We start from the raw sequence: 16,763 nt of genomic DNA, 5'->3' as shown, positions 1-16,763 counted from the left end.
TCAGTGTTCATGAAGGCGCCTGCCTTTAGGCTGGTGTGATGACCGACGCACGCACTGTCCCCGTCGACCCCACGTCCTTTGAGCGCCTCGATGCTCAGCAGCTGACCTACCGGCTGATTGATACGTCAGCGGATGCCGATACTGAAGCGTTCGTCCGGGCGGATGCGCGCGGGTTCCTGGACGTCGATCCGGCAGCTGACCTCGTTGCCGCCGATAGTGGCGCGATTGCAGATCGTCGCAACATCGGGGTCTTCGAGGCTGACTCTCCGGTCGGCACCTGGCCCGTCGCGACGGTGAATTCCTGGGTGACGCCGCTGACCATCCCCGGTGGCGAGATCGGTATGTGGGCGATCAGCTCTGTCACAGTGTCCGGTACTCACCGTCGTCGCGGCATTGCTCGGGCGCTCCTTGAGGGCGAGCTTCGTGCCGCGGCATCCGCCGGCGTGGCGATTGCCGGCCTCACCGTCTCCGAGGCAACAATCTACGGCCGCTACGGTTTCGCATCCGCGGTTCCGGTCGCACGGATCACGGTCGACACCCGCCGCGCTGGGTGGGCCGGCGGAACACCCGCAGGTCGCTTGGAGTACCTCGACAAAAACGCGTTGAAGACCAACATCGCCACGCTGCATGAGGTCGAGCGCACTCAGCGATCCGGACAGATCGCCGGGTGGGATCGTCGGTGGGATCGAGTTGCCGGACTTGCGCCTGGGCACTCTGCGCCCGCGGCGGTGCGCGGGGTGCGCTACCTCGACGAACAGGGCGCGGTTCGCGGTGTTATGGCGTACAAGCTTGCCGAGATCCCGGGTACCTTCCACTCAGAGATGACCATCTTCCAGATGTCGACGGTGACTCCGGATGCGCTTCGGGCGCTCTGGGGCTTCGCTCTGCAGCATGATCTGGTCGACAAGGTGAACGTCGATCTGCGTCCGATCGATGACCCGCTTCCGTGGCTGGTGAATGATCGCCGTGGCGTTGAGGTCACAGTGCACGACCACGGCTGGCTACGCATTCTTGACGTTGCTGCCGCCCTCACCGCACGCACCTACCGGGCGCCACTCGATGTCGTGCTGCTGGTGGAAGATGCGCTCGGCTTCGCCGTGGGGTCGTGGCGAGTCAGTGTGGTCGATGGCCATGCCACGGTCACCGCGGCTGACGGCGATACAGCAGACGTGACACTCGACGTCGGCGCGCTTTCCGCGCTGTACGCCGGGGGAGTGAGTGCGGTCGAGTTGCGCGCCGCGGGCCGGCTGGATGCCACAGCAGAGCGCGCGGCATCCATCGACGATGCATTCCGTGCCGCCGAGGCACCGGTTCTGGGTATCTGGTACTAGGCAGGAACGCGCATCGTCAGTGCCTGCGGCAGCAGGTCGACGGTGATCGGTAGAGCGCCCATCGGGTCGCCGTCGGCGTAGCCGGTGAGCCCTGCCGATTCGAGGCGGATGCTGCGCACGCGGTGCGTGATGACCTCTGGCTCGTGCACGTGTCTGCCACGGAACGCCTTGGCGAGCACGCCGACCAGTCGCAGGCGTGACGCAGGGCGGACGAAGGTGAGATCGAGCAGCCCGTCGGATGGATCGGCGTTCGGCGAGATCGGTACTCCGCCGCCGTAGGTCGTGGTGTTCGCGACGGCGGTGAGCAGCAGCGGTCCGTCGTACTCGCCGGGATTGCCCTGGTCATCGATCCACGAGAGTCGATACTCGATCGGCCGGAGCAGAGCGAATTCGATTGCGATGGCGATGTTGTAGCGCGCGCGGCCCTGTGGCCAGCGCATCCGGTTGGCGCGCTCGTTGACCTTGGAATCGAAGCCACTGGCGAGGATCGTGGCGAACAGCTGGGATGAGCCGTCGGCGCGCGTCGCTCGTGCGATATCAAGGCTCGTGAGCCGGCCGTCGAAGGCGAGATCGGCGGCGACGAGCGGATCGCGGGGGATGCCCAGCGCGGTCGCGAAGTCGTTGCCAGTACCCACCGGAATCAGAGTGAGCGGTATCTGTGTGCCGTGCAGCGCCTCGACAGCCAGACGCATCGTTCCATCGCCGCCCACGACCACGACAGCGTCTGGGCGGCCGGTGCGTGCCTCATCGAGTGCGCGACGCGTGTCCTCGAACGAGCGGCCGTCGTCGACGGTCACCGATGCACCGCGTTCGCGCAGCCGCTCGATTGCTCGAACGGCTGCGCGTCCCGCTGTGCCGCCGCGTGCCGTCGGGTTGATGACGACCATCACGCGCAGCGCGGCGATGGTCAGTCCAGAGTGAGGGCGCGCTTGAGCAGATCAGCCTGCTCAGCCGCGTGCACCTTCGACGAACCGGTCGCGGGCGAAGCGGACGCCGCACGAGCGATCACGCGGAAGCCGCGCTCACGCACTGCAGCGAACTCCAGAGCCAGGAACGGCCATGCGCCCTGGTTCTCGGGCTCGTCCTGCACCCACACCAGTTCCGCGTTGGGGTACGAGTTGGTGAGAGTCCTCAGCGTGTCGAGCGGCGTCGGGTACAGCTGCTCGAGCCGCACCAGTGCGATCTCTGGGTTCGGGTTCTTGTCGAGTTCGCTGCGCAGATCCCAATGGATCTTGCCGGAGTGCACCAGCACGCGCTTGACGGCATCGCGGTCCAGGCCGCGGTCGTCGTCCAGCACCGGCTCGAAGCGACCGCTCGTGAAGTCCTCGACCGCGCTGGTCGCGCCGCGCAGGCGCAGCATGGCCTTCGGTGTGAAGACGATGAGCGGCTTGCGGGGGCGTGCATATGCCTGACGACGCAGCAGGTGGAAGTGCGATGCCGGTGTCGACGGTCGTGCCACGATCATGTTCTCCTGGGCGCACAGCTGCAGGAAACGTTCGATGCGTGCCGAGGAGTGGTCCGGCCCCTGGCCCTCGTAGCCGTGCGGCAGCAGCAACGTGAGGCCGGACTGCTGGCCCCACTTCTGCTCAGCGGACGAGATGTACTCGTCGATAACGGCCTGCGCGGTGTTGGCAAAGTCGCCGAACTGCGCCTCCCAGAGCACGAGTGCTTCCGGAGCCTCCACCGAGTAGCCATACTCGTACGCCATGGCGGCGTACTCGCTCAGCAACGAGTCATAGACGAAGAAACGGCCCTGGCTCTCGGACAGGTTCGACAGCGGCAGCCATTCCTGGCCGTTCGCGCGATCGTGCATGACAGCGTGACGCTGCACGAACGTGCCGCGGCGCGAATCCTGCCCGACAAGGCGCACCGACGTGCCCTCAGCAAGCACCGAACCGAAGGCAAGAAGCTCGCCGAAGCCCCAGTCGATCTTGCCACTGCGCGTCATCTCGACACGCTTGTCGAGAAGCTGCTGGATCTTCGGGTGCACGGTGAAGCCTTCGGGCTTGTTCGCGAACGCTTCAGCGATGAGGCCGACGACCTCGGTCGAGATGCCGGTGACCTCTGGTGCTCCGACGACCTCGTCCACAGGGGGCAGTTCAGGGGCAATCGGAGTCGCACCGGTCTCTGCGGCGTGCGTCTCGGCAAAGGCGATCTCCAGACGACCCTGGAAGTCGTCCTTCGCCTGCTCATACTCTTCTTCGGTGATGTCACCGCGGCCGACGAGCGCCTCGGTGTAGAGCTTGCGCACCGAACGCTTCGCCTGGATGAGATCCGTCATGAGTGGCTGCGTCATCGAGGGATCGTCGCCCTCGTTGTGGCCGCGACGGCGGTAGCAGATGAGGTCGATCACGACGTCGCTGTGGAAGCGCTCGCGGTACTCGAACGCAAGCTGGGCGACGCGGATGACGGACTCTGGGTCATCGCCGTTCACATGGAAGATCGGTGACTGGATGGTCTTGGCGACGTCGGTCGCGTAGACCGAGGTGCGAGCATCCGTCGGTGTCGTCGTAAAGCCGACCTGGTTGTTGACGACCACGTGAATCGTGCCGCCGATACGGTAACCGCGCAGCTGAGACATCTGCAGGGATTCGACGACGACGCCCTGGCCCGCGAAGGCAGCGTCGCCGTGGACGAGGATCGGTAGCCACGAGAACGTGCCGATGGGCTTGCGGTCCTGCTTGGCGCGGACGATGCCCTCAAGCACGCCGTCGACAGTCTCGAGGTGCGAGGGGTTCGCAGCGAGATAGATCGGCAGCTCGGACTTGTCGTCGGCCACGAAGGTTCCCTCGGTGCCGAGGTGGTACTTCACGTCACCGGAACCGCGCTGGTTGCCTGTCGCCTGAAGGCCTTCGAACTCGCGGAACACATGACCGTAGGTCTTGCCGGCGATGTTGGTCAGCACATTCAGACGGCCACGGTGGGCCATGCCGATCGCAGCACCTTCAAGACCGGAGGAGGCCGCGCCCTGAAGGATCTCGTCGAGCAGCGGGATCAGCGACTCGCCACCTTCGAGAGAGAACCGCTTCTGACCGACGAACTTCGTCTGCAGGAAGGTCTCGAATGCCTCTGCTTCGTTGAGCTTGCGGAGGACCCGCAGTTGCTCATCGTGGCCGGGCTTCTGATACTTGATCTCGAGCTGCTCCTGGAACCAACGACGCTGCTCCGGGTCCTGGATGTGCATGTACTCGATGCCGAGGGTGCGGCAGTAAGAGTCGCGGAGCACGCCGAGGATTTCGCGAAGCTTCATCACGCGCTTGCCGCCGAAGCCGCCGGTGACGAACTCACGGTCAAGGTCCCAGAAAGTGAGGCCGTGGCTCTCGATCTCCAGGTCAGGGTGCGAGCGCTGCACGTACTCGAGCGGGTCGATATCGGCCATGAGGTGGCCGCGCACACGATACGAGTTGATGAGCTCCTGCACGCGGGACTGCTTGTCGACGCGCTCGGCAAGGTCGACAGCGATGTCGGAGTTCCAGCGGATCGGCGCGTACGGGATGCGCATTGCCGCGAAGATGCCGTCGTAGAAGCCGCGCTGACCGATGAGGGCCTCGTGCACCTTCTTCAGGAACTCGCCGGAGCCGGCACCCTGGATGACACGGTGGTCGTAGGTGCTGGTCAGGGTGATCGTTTTGCCGATGCCGAGCTCAGCCAGCGTCCTGCTGCTCGAGCCCTGGAACTCGGCCGGGTAATCAAGGGCGCCGGCGCCGATGATGCAGCCCTGGCCCTTCATCAGGCGCGGAACGGAGTGCACTGTTCCGATACCGCCCGGGTTCGTGAGCGAGACCGTCGTACCGGCGAAGTCAGTGGCAGTGAGCTTGTTGGCGCGGGCGCGGGTGACGAGGTCTTCGTAGGCGGCGAGGAACTCGGTGAACGTCAGCGTGTCGGCGCGCTTGATGCTCGGCACCATGAGGGCACGGGTGCCATCAGGCTTGGGCAGGTCGATGGCAATGCCGAGGTTGACGTGCGCCGGGGCGACGACGGACGGCTTGCCCTCGATCTCTGCGTAGAAGACGTTCTGGCTCGGGAACTCCTTCAGCGTCTGGATGAGTGCCCAGCCGATGAGGTGCGTGAAGCTGATCTTGCCGCCGCGTGTGCGTGACATGTGGTTGTTGATGACGATGCGGTTGTCGATCATCAACTTCGCGGGGATCGTGCGCACGCTGGTTGCGGTGGGAACCGTCAGTGACTGGTCCATGTTCGCGGCGAGGGTCTTCGTCATTCCGCGCAGCGGGGTGACTTTGTCTTCGTCAGCGGACTCTTCGGCGGTCTTCGCCACGGGCTTGGGCGCCTGAGCCGGGATCGGCGCTGGCGCGGCAGGCTTGGCAGTGGTGCGAGCCACCGGCTGCGAGCCGATCACGGGGATCGGTGCCGTGACCGGGTGCTCAGCGGCGGCGGCAGAAGCTGCCGGACTGGTCACCGCGGGAGACGCGGGAGCTGTCTCCGGCTTGTAGTTCTCCAGGATCGGCCACCACTCCTTGTCAACGGAGTTGCGGTCAATCTTGAACTGTTCGTAGAGTTCGTCGACGAGCCACGAATTGGCTCCGAAATCCCCGTCGTCTGAACCCCCGACGCCGGCTGCCTGGTTCGCCACGCGCTATCGCCCTCTTTCATCGCTGAAGCTTTAGTTCGTGCGCGCCCCGGAGTCCCCGGATTCGCGCACCGTACGTTCTAGCCTAACGTGTTCTTGCACATGAATACGCGTGCAGACCCGCGCGTTTTGCGCCGCGGAAAGCTACCGTGGAGACATGAAGTTCGTCAACGAGCAACCCGCCGTAGATCTCACCTATTCGGACGTCTTTTTGGTGCCACGACGTTCGGACATCACGAGCAGGCTTGAGGTGGACCTCGCGCCCCACGACGGTACCCCCGCGACCATTCCGCTCGTGGCATCAAACATGAACTCGGTCACAGGGCCCCGGCTCGCCGCCGTGCTGGCGCGGCGAGGTGGTCTCGGCATCCTTCCGCAAGACATGCCATTGCAGGATCTGGATGCCGCTATTCGTGAGGTCAAGGCACAACCGGTCGCCTGGGACACCCCACTCGTGCTGTCTCCTGCTGCCTCGGTTGCAGATGCGCTGCGCCTGCTGCCGCCGACTGCCGGACATGGCATCGTCGTTGCCGAGGGCTCCTTCGTCGATGGTGGAATGCGCATCGACGCGGCCGGGGTGCGTGGCATCGTGCCTGCCACGCGACTCGGAGTGGCGCTTCCGGACGCGCAGCTGGGTGACCTGGTGCACTCTGGCACACCTGCATTGGCCGCCGAAGACATCACGGACGCACGCGCGGCGTTCGACGTCATCACTGAGACCGGTGCGGATTTGGTCACGGTCGTCGATCACGGACATCTGGTCGGAACGCTCAGCGCACGCAGCGCCCTGCGCTCGACTCTGTACTCTCCATCGCTCGATGCCGACGGGCGCCTCGCAGTGGGGGCAGCCGTAGGGATCAATGGTGACGTCGCTGCGAAGGCTCGAGCTCTGGCCGCCGCTGGCGTCGACGTGCTCGTCATTGATACTGCGCACGGACACCAGGAGGGGATGCTGCGTGCTCTGTCTGCGGTGGCCGCACTGAACCTCGGCATCCCACTTGTGGCAGGCAACATCGTCACTGCGGACGGCGTGCACGATCTCGTCAATGCAGGGGCATCGATTCTCAAGGTCGGCGTCGGTCCCGGCGCGATGTGCACCACGCGCATGATGACCGCGGTTGGTCGGCCGCAGTTCTCCGCGGTGCTGGAAACTGCCGAGGCAGCGCGATCGCTGGGCGCACACGTGTGGGCCGACGGGGGAGTGCGGTACCCGCGCGATGTTGCGCTCGCACTCGCGGCTGGCGCGGCATCCGTCATGATCGGCTCCTGGTTCGCTGGCACGATCGAGGCACCAGGGCAGCTGCAGACTGATGCCGAAGGACGCATCTACAAGGAGTCGTGGGGCATGGCATCGACCAAGGCCGTGCAGGCGCGATTCGGACGGCTCGACGCCTACGATCGTGCGCGCAAGGAGCTCTTCGCCGAGGGGATCTCGTCGTCGAAGATCTACCTCGACCCGCTGCGCCCTGGCCTTGAGGACCTGCTGGATATGATCACTTCCGGCGTGCGCTCCTCGTTCACATACGCCGGTGCGGCATCGGTTTCGCAGTTCCACGACCGAGCCCTGGTCGGCCGCCAGTCGGCTGCCGGGTACGAAGAAGGAAAAGCGCTGCCGGTCAGCTGGTAGCGGCCTGCGGACCTTCGCACGGCCAAGGGCGAGCTGACAGGACTGGTTCTGTAGAATCGAAGCACCATGGATGACCCTCCCAGTAGTAGTACACAGCCCCACAGCCTGCCGTTCTTCTCTGAGGAGGGGAGCGACTGATGGATTACGTCATGCTGGGCGTGGGGCTCCTTCTCACGGTAGGAACGGGATTGTTCGTCGCGAGTGAGTTCGCGCTCGTCAACCTCGACCGGGCTGAACTCGAGGCACGCCAGGCCCGCGGAGAATCGCGACTGGCGCTCACGATCAGCGCACTGAAGCACACGTCGACCCATCTTTCGTCCGCGCAGCTCGGCATCACGCTGACCACGCTGCTCACCGGTTACACGATGGAACCGGCACTTTCTAACCTGCTCGGACCGGTGCTGATGTCATGGGGCATCGCCGAAGCCACCGTCCGTCCCATTGCGACCGTGGTGGCCATGACCATCGCTACCGTTCTGTCGATGATTCTCGGCGAACTGGTGCCGAAGAACTTCGCCCTTGCGTTGCCGCGCCAGACCGCCAAACTTGTGATCCCGTTCCAGACCGGATTCACGGCCGTCTTCCGACCGATTATCGTGGTGCTCAACGGCAGTGCCAACGGCGTTCTACGCTCGATGGGCATCGAGCCCAAGGAAGAGCTTTCCGGCGCTCGAACGGCCGAGGAGCTCTCTTCGCTCGTGCGCCGCTCTGCCAGCGCTGGCTTTCTGGAGGCGGACACTGCCAGCCTGCTCGACCGCAGCCTCACGTTTGCCCGCCTCTCCGCAGACGACGTGATGACCCCGCGTCCGAGCATGCACGCGATCTTCGCCGGTGATTCTGCGGAGGACGTCATTCAGCTTGCCCGACGCACAGGGCTCAGTCGCTTCCCGGTCTACGGCGACGATCTTGACGACATCACCGGTGTTGTGCACCTCAAGGCGGCAGTCTCTGTGCCCCGCGAGCGTCGTGCCGATGTGCCGGCCGGGGCACTGGCCACCGAACCACTGCGCGTTCCGGAGACGCTCCATCTGGATGTGTTGATCTCCGAACTGCGTGCAAAGGGATACCAGCTAGCCATCGTGGTCGACGAGTACGGCGGAACCGCCGGGATCGTGACGCTCGAAGACTTGGTCGAGGAGATTGTCGGCGAGGTCTCCGATGAGCACGACCGCAGCCGTGCCGGCGTGGTTGTCGGGCTCGACTCGATCACCTTCCCGGGCGAGTTCCGTCCGGACGAATTGCGCAGTCGCACCGGAGTCCAGGTTCCTGAAGGAGATGTGTACGACACCGTGGGCGGCTACATGATGAGTGTGCTTGAGCGCGTTCCGGTCATCGGTGACGCGGTGACGCTCGACTCGGGTGTACTGCAGGTGATCCGCATGGACGGGCGCCGCGTGGATCGCGTTCGGTACACGGCGACCGCGGTCGATGCTGCAAGCGAAGAGGTGACCCGATGAACGATTGGGAAGGAATCGTCTGGCTCGTCGTGCTTCTCGTCGCGAATGCTTTCTTCGTCGGAGCCGAGTTCGCAGTGATCTCGGCACGACGTTCGCAGATCGAGCCACGCGCCGAGCAGGGCTCGCGTGCTGCCAAGACCGCGCTGTACGCAATGGAGCACGCGACGCTTATGCTTGCGACCTCGCAGCTTGGCATCACGATCTGCTCGCTGCTGATTCTGAATGTCTCAGAACCGGCAATTCACCATCTCCTCGGCATCCCGATGCACGCCTTCGGATGGTCGGATGCTGTCGTCGATATCGTCGGGTTTGTGATCGCGCTGTTGCTGGTTTCCTACCTGCACGTGGTGTTCGGCGAGATGGTGCCGAAGAACCTCGCGTTCTCGGTGCCGGATCGCGCAGTGCTCATCCTCGCCCCGCCGCTGGTGTGGGTATCGAAGGTGTTCATGCCGGTGATCTGGGTGCTCAATGCGGCGGCCAACGGCGTGCTGCGGTTGTTCCGCGTCGAGCCGAAGAACGAAGCGGCATCCACCTTCACGATCGAAGAGGTGGCGACGATCGTCAATCAGTCGCGTCGTGAAGGGGTACTTTCGGACACCTCGGGCGCCGTGACGAAGGCTGTGGAGTTCACCGATAAGAAGGCACGCGATATCGCCGTCCCGCTGAGCGATCTGGTGACATTGCCGCAGACCACCACGCCGGATGACATCGAGCGCGCTGTCGCCCGGTACGGCTTCTCCCGATACGTGATCGTCGACGACGACAGTGTGCCGCTCGGCTACGTGCACCTGAAAGACATTCTGCGCGCCTCAGAGGGGGAGGATGCCGCGACCATGACTGTGGAGCCGATCCCGCAGAAGCGCATCCACCACATGGCGCCCGTGCAGGAGGACACCGACCTGGAGGATGCGCTCGCGGTCATGCGCCGAGCCGGTCGCCACCTGGCGAAGGTGCGCAATGCGCAGGGCGAGACAACGGCCGTGTTGTTCCTGGAAGACATCCTGGAGGAGCTCGTCGGCGAGGTGCAGGACGCAACGCGGAAGGTCCACGGCCGCTGACGCGCCCATCCCGCCCGGTTGACGGGCGGGATGACGGTACGTCAGCGCCAGCGGGCGCGGGTGTATTGCGCGGGCCAGGGGATGCTGGCACCGAGTTCATGCGCGGCCCGCAGGCCGAAGTGCGGGTCGCGCAACCATTCGCGTCCGGCGAAGACGGCATCTGCCGCGCCATCGGCGAGCACCTGCTCTGCCTGTTCGGCAGCGGTGATGAGCCCCACCGCTGTCACCGGGATCCGTCCGCTTCGCCGCACCGTCTCGGCGAGCGGAACCTGGTACCCGGGGTGTACGTCGATCTGCTGGTGCGCGACGAGCCCGCCGCTGGAGACGTCGATGAGGTCGGCGCCGCGCTCCACAGCCCACTCGCTCACGATCGCAGCCTCTTCGGTCATGAACCCGCCCTCCGCATGATCGGTCGCCGAGATTCGCACGAACACCGGCACGCCGTCACCGGCAACACCGCGCACAGCGTCGACGATACGCAGCAGCAGGCGCGCCCGGTTCTCCAGCGAGCCACCGTACGAATCATCGCGCAGATTCGACAGCGGCGAGAGAAACTGATGCAGCAGATACCCGTGGGCCGCGTGGATCTCCAGCACATCGAACCCCGCGTCGAGCGCACGACGGGCGGCATCGCGGAAAGCATCGACCACGTGCTCTATCCCCGCTGAATCCAGCGCGACCGGCGCTTCGAAGCCGTCGAAGGCCACAGCGGATGGTGCGCCAGTTTGCCAGCCACCGTCAGCGATCGACACGGATCCGCGCTCGTCAGCCCACGGCCACCAGGTCGACGCTTTGCGCCCGGCGTGTGCGAGTTGGATGCCAGCGAGCGCACCGCGTTCGTGAATGGCCCGCACGATCGGTGCCCACGCATCGCGCTGCCGGTCGTTCCACAGCCCGGCGTCGCGCGGAGAGATGCGTCCTTCGGCGACGACTGCGGTGGCTTCGGTGATGATGAGTCCGGCGCCACCGTCGGCGAACTGGGTGAGATGTGTGTGATGCCATTCCTGCACCACTCCGTCTACGGCGCTATACATGCACATCGGCGAGACCCAGAGGCGGTTAGGGAACGTGACAGAGCGGATGCTGAGCGGGGAGAAGAGAAGACTCACTCGTTGACCGTATCGCGCTCAGACAGGGGCGGCGCGCTAGCGTGGAACCATGGTCGACGTCCGCGAATGGTCCCGTGCAGATACCGGACGCCTGTTGCAGGTGCCGGCTGCAGCGGATGACAAGTACTCCCGCGGTGTCGTTGCGCTGCGCACAGGATCGAACGAGTATCCCGGAGCTGCCGTGCTGGGCGTCGAAGCAGCCTGGCGCACGGGCGCCGGCTTCGTGCGATTCGTCGGCGGCGGACGTGCAGCGGATGCGGTGATCGCCCGCAGGCCGGAGACCGTGGCCGCCTCCGACACGGGACGAACCCAGATCGATGCCTGGGTCATCGGCTCTGGCACCAATGCCGCGGAGCGCACACCGGACGAAGAGGCCGCGCTGCGCACCATTCTCTCCGGATCCGCTCCTGTCGTGGTCGACGCCGGAGCGCTCGATCTCGCACTTGGTGCGACGGCACCCGTACTCGTCACACCACACGCCGGGGAGTTTGCGCGACTGCGCGCCCAGCTCCGGCTGCGAGATCGTGCTGATGCTGCGGATCGTGCTGATGCTGCGGATCGCGCTGCCGATGCCGCGCAGACAGCCGAGGCCCTTGGCGCCGCGGTGCTGGTGAAGGGTTCGACGACGCTGGTCGCGGCATCCGACGGCACCGTCATCTCCGTCTCATCTGCGCCCAGCTGGCTCGCGACGGCTGGTGCAGGTGACGTGCTTGCCGGCATCCTCGGTGCATTGATTGCCGTGAACCCGAAGACTCCGATTGCTGAGGTCGCGGCGGCGGGCGCCTGGCTGCACGGGTACGCGGCACGACTGGCATCCGGCGCAATCGAGGGTCGGGTCGGGCATCCGATCGTGGCACTCGACGTCGCTGAGGCGCTGCCCACAGCGATCGGAGATCTGCTTTCGTGAAGTTCCGGACAATCGGTCTGTGGGGCGCATTCCTCGCAGTGCATATACTCATCGCCTGGCAGGGGTGGGCGTACCCGAGTCAACCGATGGGCGATGTCGTCCTCGTCTACGAACCGTGGTCGGCGGCTGCCCTCAGCGGCGGTTCGATCGTCGGCATCACAGAGCCGTGGGTATATCCCCAACTGGCGCTGCTGCCGATGCTGCTCACTCAGCTGCTCGCCTGGCCGCTGACAGCCTTGGTCGGTATGCCCGGCGCGTACCTGATCGGGTGGGCAGTGCTGATCACTGCTCTGGATGCTGTCGCCTTCGGCGTGCTCGTCGGACGCACAGGTTCAGCGCCTCGCCGTGCGGCCGGATGGTTCTGGACCGCAGCACTTCTGCTGCTCGGCCCGATCGCGATGTACCGCATCGATGCCGTCACTGTGCCGCTGGCGGTCATCGGCGGGTTCTGGCTCGTCAAGCGCCCTGGCGTGGCGACGGTGCTGCTCACGATCGCGGCCTGGATCAAGATCTGGCCCGGCGCCCTTGTGCTCGCTGCCGTTGTCGCGGCCAAGAGTCGGATGCGCGTGTTGCTTACGGCAGCCGCCGTCAGCGCAGCGACCGTGGTGGTGCTGTTCCTGCGCGGCGCCGATCGGCATCTGTTCGGTTTTCTCACCGAGCAGACCGGACGCGGTCTGCAGATTGAGGCTGTCGCGGCGACGCCGTTCATGTGGATGGCGCATTTCGGCGCAGCATCCGTCGACTACAGCTTCGACATCCTGACCTTCCAGATCAGCGCACCGGGTGCCGAGGTGCTCGCCGCATTCCTGACCCCGCTGATGGTGCTGGTGACGCTCGCTGTCGTCGTGCTCGGCGCCGTCAAAGCGATGAGGGGAGCATCCTTTCCTCGCCTGTTCCCACCGCTCACTCTCGCGATCGTGGTGACGCTGATCGTGACCAACAAGGTGGGCTCACCGCAGTTCCAGACCTGGCTGATCGCTCCGGTCGTCCTCTGGATCATCTTCGACCGCACCCGATCGGGCGTGCCCGCCGGTCTCGTGCTCGCGCTGTGCGGTCTGACATGTCTGATCTACCCGCTGACCTACGACGCGCTGCTACGAACGGAACTGCTGCCGGTGCTGCTCCTGACCGCGCGCAACCTGCTGCTCGTCGTACTGCTGGTCATCTCCACGCGCGCCTTGGTGCGTGTGCCCACCAGCCACATATCTGCCAGACGCTGAAAGTCCCAGTCATCGAACCGAAGGAACACCATGCTCATCGCATTCTCCGTCGCACCATCCGGCACCGGCGGCGAGGACGGATCCGTCCATGACGCTGTCGCGGCCGCAGTCAAGGTCGTCCGCGACTCCGGCCTGCCGCACCGCACGACCAGCATGTTCACCGAGATCGAGGGCCCCGATTGGGACACGGTGATGGAGGTCGTCAAGCGCGCCACCGAAGCCGTGATGCCGTTCGGATCCCGCGTGTCGCTCGTGCTGAAGGCAGACATTCGCCCGGGGTACTCGGGCGAGCTCGATGCGAAGGTCGAGCGTCTCGAAGCGGCGATTGAGGATGCCTCTGACCAGTAGCATTGACGGGTGAACCACTCCTCGACACTCTCGAGGGGTGCGGCGATGACGGCGCTCCTCTCTCTCGCCATCGGCTCCTTCGGGATCGGTATGACCGAATTCGTCGTCATGGGGCTGCTGCCCGACATCGCCCAGGATTTGCTCCCGGACGTATGGGCGGCGTCGCACGAAGAGGCGATCGCGCAGACGGGCATCCTGATCTCCCTCTACGCGCTCGGCGTCGTGATCGGTGCGCCGACGATCGCCGGCTTCGTGGCACGCTTCCCACGACACCATGTGATGTTCGGGCTCGCACTGGCATTGACGCTGTTCAACGCGCTGACGATCGTGCTGCCGACATTCGAGTTGGTCGGTATGTCGCGCTTTCTAGCCGGGCTCCCGCACGGCGCCTACTTCGGGATCGGGGCACTGGTCGCCGCAGACGTGCTGGGTCCCGGCAAGCGTGCCAAGGGCGTCGCGTTCATCCTTACCGGGCTCACCATCGCGAACGTCATCGGCGTGCCGCTCGGCACGTACCTCGGGCAACAGTGGGGCTGGCGCACGGCCTTCATGATCGTCACCATCGTCTTCGCGGTGGCGACGATCTGCATTGTCAGATTCGTCCCGAAGCATCCGGGAGAACCGGGCCGCACCATGCGGTCCGAGCTCGGCGTGTTCCGGGTCGGCCAGGTCTGGCTCACGCTCGGTATCGGAGCCATCGGCTTCGGCGGCTTCTTCGCCGTTTACAGCTACATCGCGCCCCTCGTGACAGATGTTGCCGGGTCGCCCCAATGGGCGGTGCCGATCGTGCTCGTGCTCGTCGGACTCGGCATGACTGTCGGCAACATCCTCGGTGGCTACATGGCCGACCGCGACCTGCGGCGCACGCTGTTGATCGGCATGGGCGCTCTGGCACTGGTGCTTGTCCTGCTGGCACTGCTGTCGTTCCAGATGATCCTGCTGGCCTTCTTCGCATTCGCGGTGGGGCTGGTGTCCTCCGTGCTGAGCCCGGCGATACAGACCAGGCTCATGGACGTCGCGGGCGACAACCAATCCATCGCGGCGGCGATGAATCATTCCGCGCTGAACATCGGCAACAGCCTCGGCGCCTTCCTCGGAGGGATGGTGATCGCCATCGGCTGGGGATTCACCGCGCCGGCCTGGGTCGGAGCCGCATTGGCTCTCGTCGGTCTTGCGATAACTGTGGTCGCGTTCCGCACCGAGCGGGTCGCACTCGCTGTCTGACGGGTGCACCACCCTTACAGTGAGGGCATGGATGCGACGATGCCCGTGGCCGGAACGGCAGTGTTACTGCGTGATCGAGCCGACGGACCCGAGGTTCTGCTGACGCGGCGTCCCGACCGAGGATCGTTCGCCGCGGCATGGGTGTTTCCCGGAGGCATGGTTGAACCCGAGGATGCCGTCGCCGGTGCGAGCGAGCAGCAGACCGCGGCGCGCGCAGCCATCCGCGAATGCGATGAAGAGGTCGGGATCCGACCGGCCGAACTGGTCACCCTGTCGTGTTGGGTGCCTCCAGTGGAGGCCCCCAAACGCGTGCGTACCTGGTTCTTCCTTGCGACTGCGCCCGAGGGTGAGCTGACGCTGTCACCTGATGAAGTGGAGGAATCGCGCTGGCCGACGCCCGCCGAGGCGCTCAGGCTCCATGCGTCCGGTGAGTTGCGTCTGTTTCCGCCGACCTGGGTGACGCTGCACACACTGGCACAACTGGCCAGCATCGACGCGGCGTTCGCAGCAGCATCCGCCCCTGAGCTCTACGCCACGCACATCGTCGGCGATGGGGTGTTCGTGTGGGGTGGGGACGCGGAGCATCCGGAGGGCGGAGATGGACGGCACCGGCTGGAGACCGCCTCCCGCCCGTGGCAGTATCTGCGCGACTGAATCAGCTCTCGAGCAGGCGGCGCAGATGCGCGCCGACCTCTTCGGTTTCGATGAGGAATCCGTCGTGGCCGAAATCGCTTGTCAGAACGACAGCCTCGTTGCCATCGAGGGTATTCGGGATGCTTCGTGCAATACGGTGCTGCCCGTCGACGGGGAACAGCCGGTCAGTGTCGATGCCGAGCACGAGCGTTGTCGCGGTGACGCCATGCAGCGCTTCTTCCACGCCGCCGCGGTCGCGGCCGACGTCGTGCGAACTCATGGCTTCGACCACGGTGATGTAGCTGTTCGCATCGAATCGGCGGGTGAACTTGTTGCCATGGAAGTCGAGGTAGCTCTCGACTGCGAAACGACCGCCTCGTCCCAGAGGAGACACGCCGGACTGCCACGACCTTTGGAAGCGCTGATTGAGCTCGATCGGGCTGCGGTAGTTCAACAGCGCCATTCTGCGTGCGAGCGCGAGTCCGCGGTGCGGGCCCTCACCTTCAGTCAGGTCGTAATACTCTCCGCCCTGGAACCGCGGGTCGATGCGGATGGCTTCGATCTGTACTGAGTTCAGAGCGACCTGATCGGCGGTGGATGTCGGGGGAGAGGAGAGGATCGCCAGGCGCTCGACGCGTTCTGGGTGCGTCACCGCCCATTCGAGCGCGTGCATGCCGCCCATCGAGCCGCCGATGACGGCGGCCCAGCGATCGATACCGAGCTCATCTGCGAGCAGCGCTTGGGCGGCGACCTGGTCGCGGATCGTGAGGTACGGGAAGCGGGATGCCCACTCGTAACCGTTTGGTGCAACGCTGGCTGGGCCGGTGGAGCCCTGGCATCCACCCAGCATGTTCGGCGCGATCACGCACCAGCGATCGGTGTCCAGCGGTGCGCCAGGGCCGACGATGTCTTCCCACCATCCGGCGGTGGGGTGACCCGCACCCGCCTTGCCACGCAGATGGCTGTCGCCTGTCAGCGCGTGCAGCACGAGGATCGCGTTGTCTCGGGCTGCGTTGAGCTCGCCCCAGGACTCATAGGCGATGCGGATGCTGGGCAGCTCCTGCTCGCTCTCGGTGCGGAACGATCCGAATGCTGCGAACTTCCGGTCACCGACGGGGTCACCGTCACGCCATGCACCTGTGACGGGCGGGCGTGCTCGGAGGAGGCGCGCATCGGCCGCCGTCACGCGCGCCGAGGGCACGGTGTCTTCGGAGGTGCTCTGCCAGTCCATGCATCCATTCTCGTCTGCTCGGCGGCCAAG

The 16,763-nt window shown here is 65.4% G+C and carries 13 protein-coding genes; 9 read left to right on the top strand and 4 right to left on the bottom strand.

Features of this window, described 5'->3' with window-relative positions; genetic code table 11:
- The first annotated feature begins 38 nt into the window (after positions 1 to 38).
- Positions 39 to 1,331 (top strand): GNAT family N-acetyltransferase, encoded by a 1,293-nt coding sequence (locus tag ACSU1G_RS04055; RefSeq protein WP_439278603.1) that lies wholly within the window; start codon positions 39 to 41, stop codon positions 1,329 to 1,331.
- On the opposite strand, the gene ACSU1G_RS04050 is transcribed toward ACSU1G_RS04055, so the two are convergent.
- Together ACSU1G_RS04050 and ACSU1G_RS04045 are read right to left on the bottom strand one after the other, a co-directional pair.
- Positions 1,328 to 2,218 carry a YegS/Rv2252/BmrU family lipid kinase gene (locus ACSU1G_RS04050; protein ID WP_439278602.1) on the bottom strand — a complete coding sequence of 297 codons (891 nt, stop codon included), beginning with the start codon at positions 2,216 to 2,218 and terminating at the stop codon, positions 1,328 to 1,330. The genes ACSU1G_RS04055 and ACSU1G_RS04050 overlap by 4 nt on opposite strands.
- A 20-nt stretch (positions 2,219 to 2,238) precedes the next feature.
- Positions 2,239 to 5,922 carry a multifunctional oxoglutarate decarboxylase/oxoglutarate dehydrogenase thiamine pyrophosphate-binding subunit/dihydrolipoyllysine-residue succinyltransferase subunit gene (locus ACSU1G_RS04045; RefSeq protein ID WP_439278601.1) on the bottom strand — a complete coding sequence of 1,228 codons (3,684 nt, stop codon included), beginning with the start codon at positions 5,920 to 5,922 and terminating at the stop codon, positions 2,239 to 2,241.
- Between the two features lie 154 nt (positions 5,923 to 6,076).
- On the opposite strand from ACSU1G_RS04045, the gene ACSU1G_RS04040 reads away from it, so the two are divergent.
- The 3 genes from ACSU1G_RS04040 to ACSU1G_RS04030 all read left to right on the top strand — a co-directional run bounded on the left by ACSU1G_RS04040 (position 6,077) and on the right by ACSU1G_RS04030 (position 10,061).
- Positions 6,077 to 7,546: a GuaB1 family IMP dehydrogenase-related protein gene (locus ACSU1G_RS04040; RefSeq protein ID WP_439278600.1), complete on the top strand. Its 1,470-nt coding sequence runs from the start codon at positions 6,077 to 6,079 to the stop codon at positions 7,544 to 7,546.
- A 137-nt stretch (positions 7,547 to 7,683) separates the two neighbouring features.
- Complete coding sequence (locus ACSU1G_RS04035) at positions 7,684 to 9,003, top strand: hemolysin family protein (protein WP_439278599.1); 1,320 nt, start codon at positions 7,684 to 7,686, stop codon at positions 9,001 to 9,003.
- On the top strand, positions 9,000 to 10,061 hold the full coding sequence (locus tag ACSU1G_RS04030) for a hemolysin family protein (RefSeq protein WP_439278598.1): 1,062 nt from the start codon (positions 9,000 to 9,002) through the stop codon (positions 10,059 to 10,061). Before ACSU1G_RS04035 ends, ACSU1G_RS04030 begins: the two co-directional genes overlap by 4 nt.
- Before the next feature lie 41 nt (positions 10,062 to 10,102).
- On the opposite strand, the gene ACSU1G_RS04025 is transcribed toward ACSU1G_RS04030, so the two are convergent.
- Positions 10,103 to 11,170: an NADH:flavin oxidoreductase/NADH oxidase gene (locus tag ACSU1G_RS04025; protein ID WP_439278597.1), complete on the bottom strand. Its 1,068-nt coding sequence runs from the start codon at positions 11,168 to 11,170 to the stop codon at positions 10,103 to 10,105.
- Positions 11,171 to 11,219: 49 nt separating this feature from the next.
- Here ACSU1G_RS04025 and ACSU1G_RS04020 point away from each other — a divergent pair, with 49 nt between their 5' ends.
- From ACSU1G_RS04020 to ACSU1G_RS04000, 5 genes are read left to right on the top strand one after another with little or no spacing between them, the layout of a single operon-like run.
- Positions 11,220 to 12,077: an ADP-dependent NAD(P)H-hydrate dehydratase gene (locus ACSU1G_RS04020; RefSeq protein WP_439278596.1), complete on the top strand. Its 858-nt coding sequence runs from the start codon at positions 11,220 to 11,222 to the stop codon at positions 12,075 to 12,077.
- Positions 12,074 to 13,297, top strand: coding sequence for a hypothetical protein (locus tag ACSU1G_RS04015; protein ID WP_439278595.1), 1,224 nt, complete (start codon positions 12,074 to 12,076; stop codon positions 13,295 to 13,297). The genes ACSU1G_RS04020 and ACSU1G_RS04015 overlap by 4 nt, the downstream gene beginning before the upstream one ends.
- A gap of 30 nt (positions 13,298 to 13,327) precedes the next feature.
- The gene (locus ACSU1G_RS04010; protein ID WP_439278594.1) at positions 13,328 to 13,645 is read left to right on the top strand and encodes a thiamine-binding protein; all 318 of its coding nucleotides are present in this window, start codon (positions 13,328 to 13,330) and stop codon (positions 13,643 to 13,645) included.
- Between the two features lie 9 nt (positions 13,646 to 13,654).
- On the top strand, positions 13,655 to 14,869 hold the full coding sequence (locus ACSU1G_RS04005) for an MFS transporter (protein ID WP_439278593.1): 1,215 nt from the start codon (positions 13,655 to 13,657) through the stop codon (positions 14,867 to 14,869).
- Positions 14,870 to 14,896: 27 nt separating this feature from the next.
- The gene (locus ACSU1G_RS04000; protein WP_439278592.1) at positions 14,897 to 15,523 is read left to right on the top strand and encodes an NUDIX hydrolase; all 627 of its coding nucleotides are present in this window, start codon (positions 14,897 to 14,899) and stop codon (positions 15,521 to 15,523) included.
- Between the two features lies 1 nt (position 15,524).
- On the opposite strand, the gene metX is transcribed toward ACSU1G_RS04000, so the two are convergent.
- A complete protein-coding gene (gene metX / locus ACSU1G_RS03995) occupies positions 15,525 to 16,733 on the bottom strand; it encodes a homoserine O-acetyltransferase MetX (protein WP_439278591.1) in 1,209 nt (402 codons plus the stop codon).
- Positions 16,734 to 16,763: the final 30 nt, after the last annotated feature.

This window comes from Microbacterium sp. A93, assembly GCF_051842835.1.
Note: the sequence above shows the minus strand (reverse complement) of the source record. Positions and strands in the feature narration are given on the sequence as shown.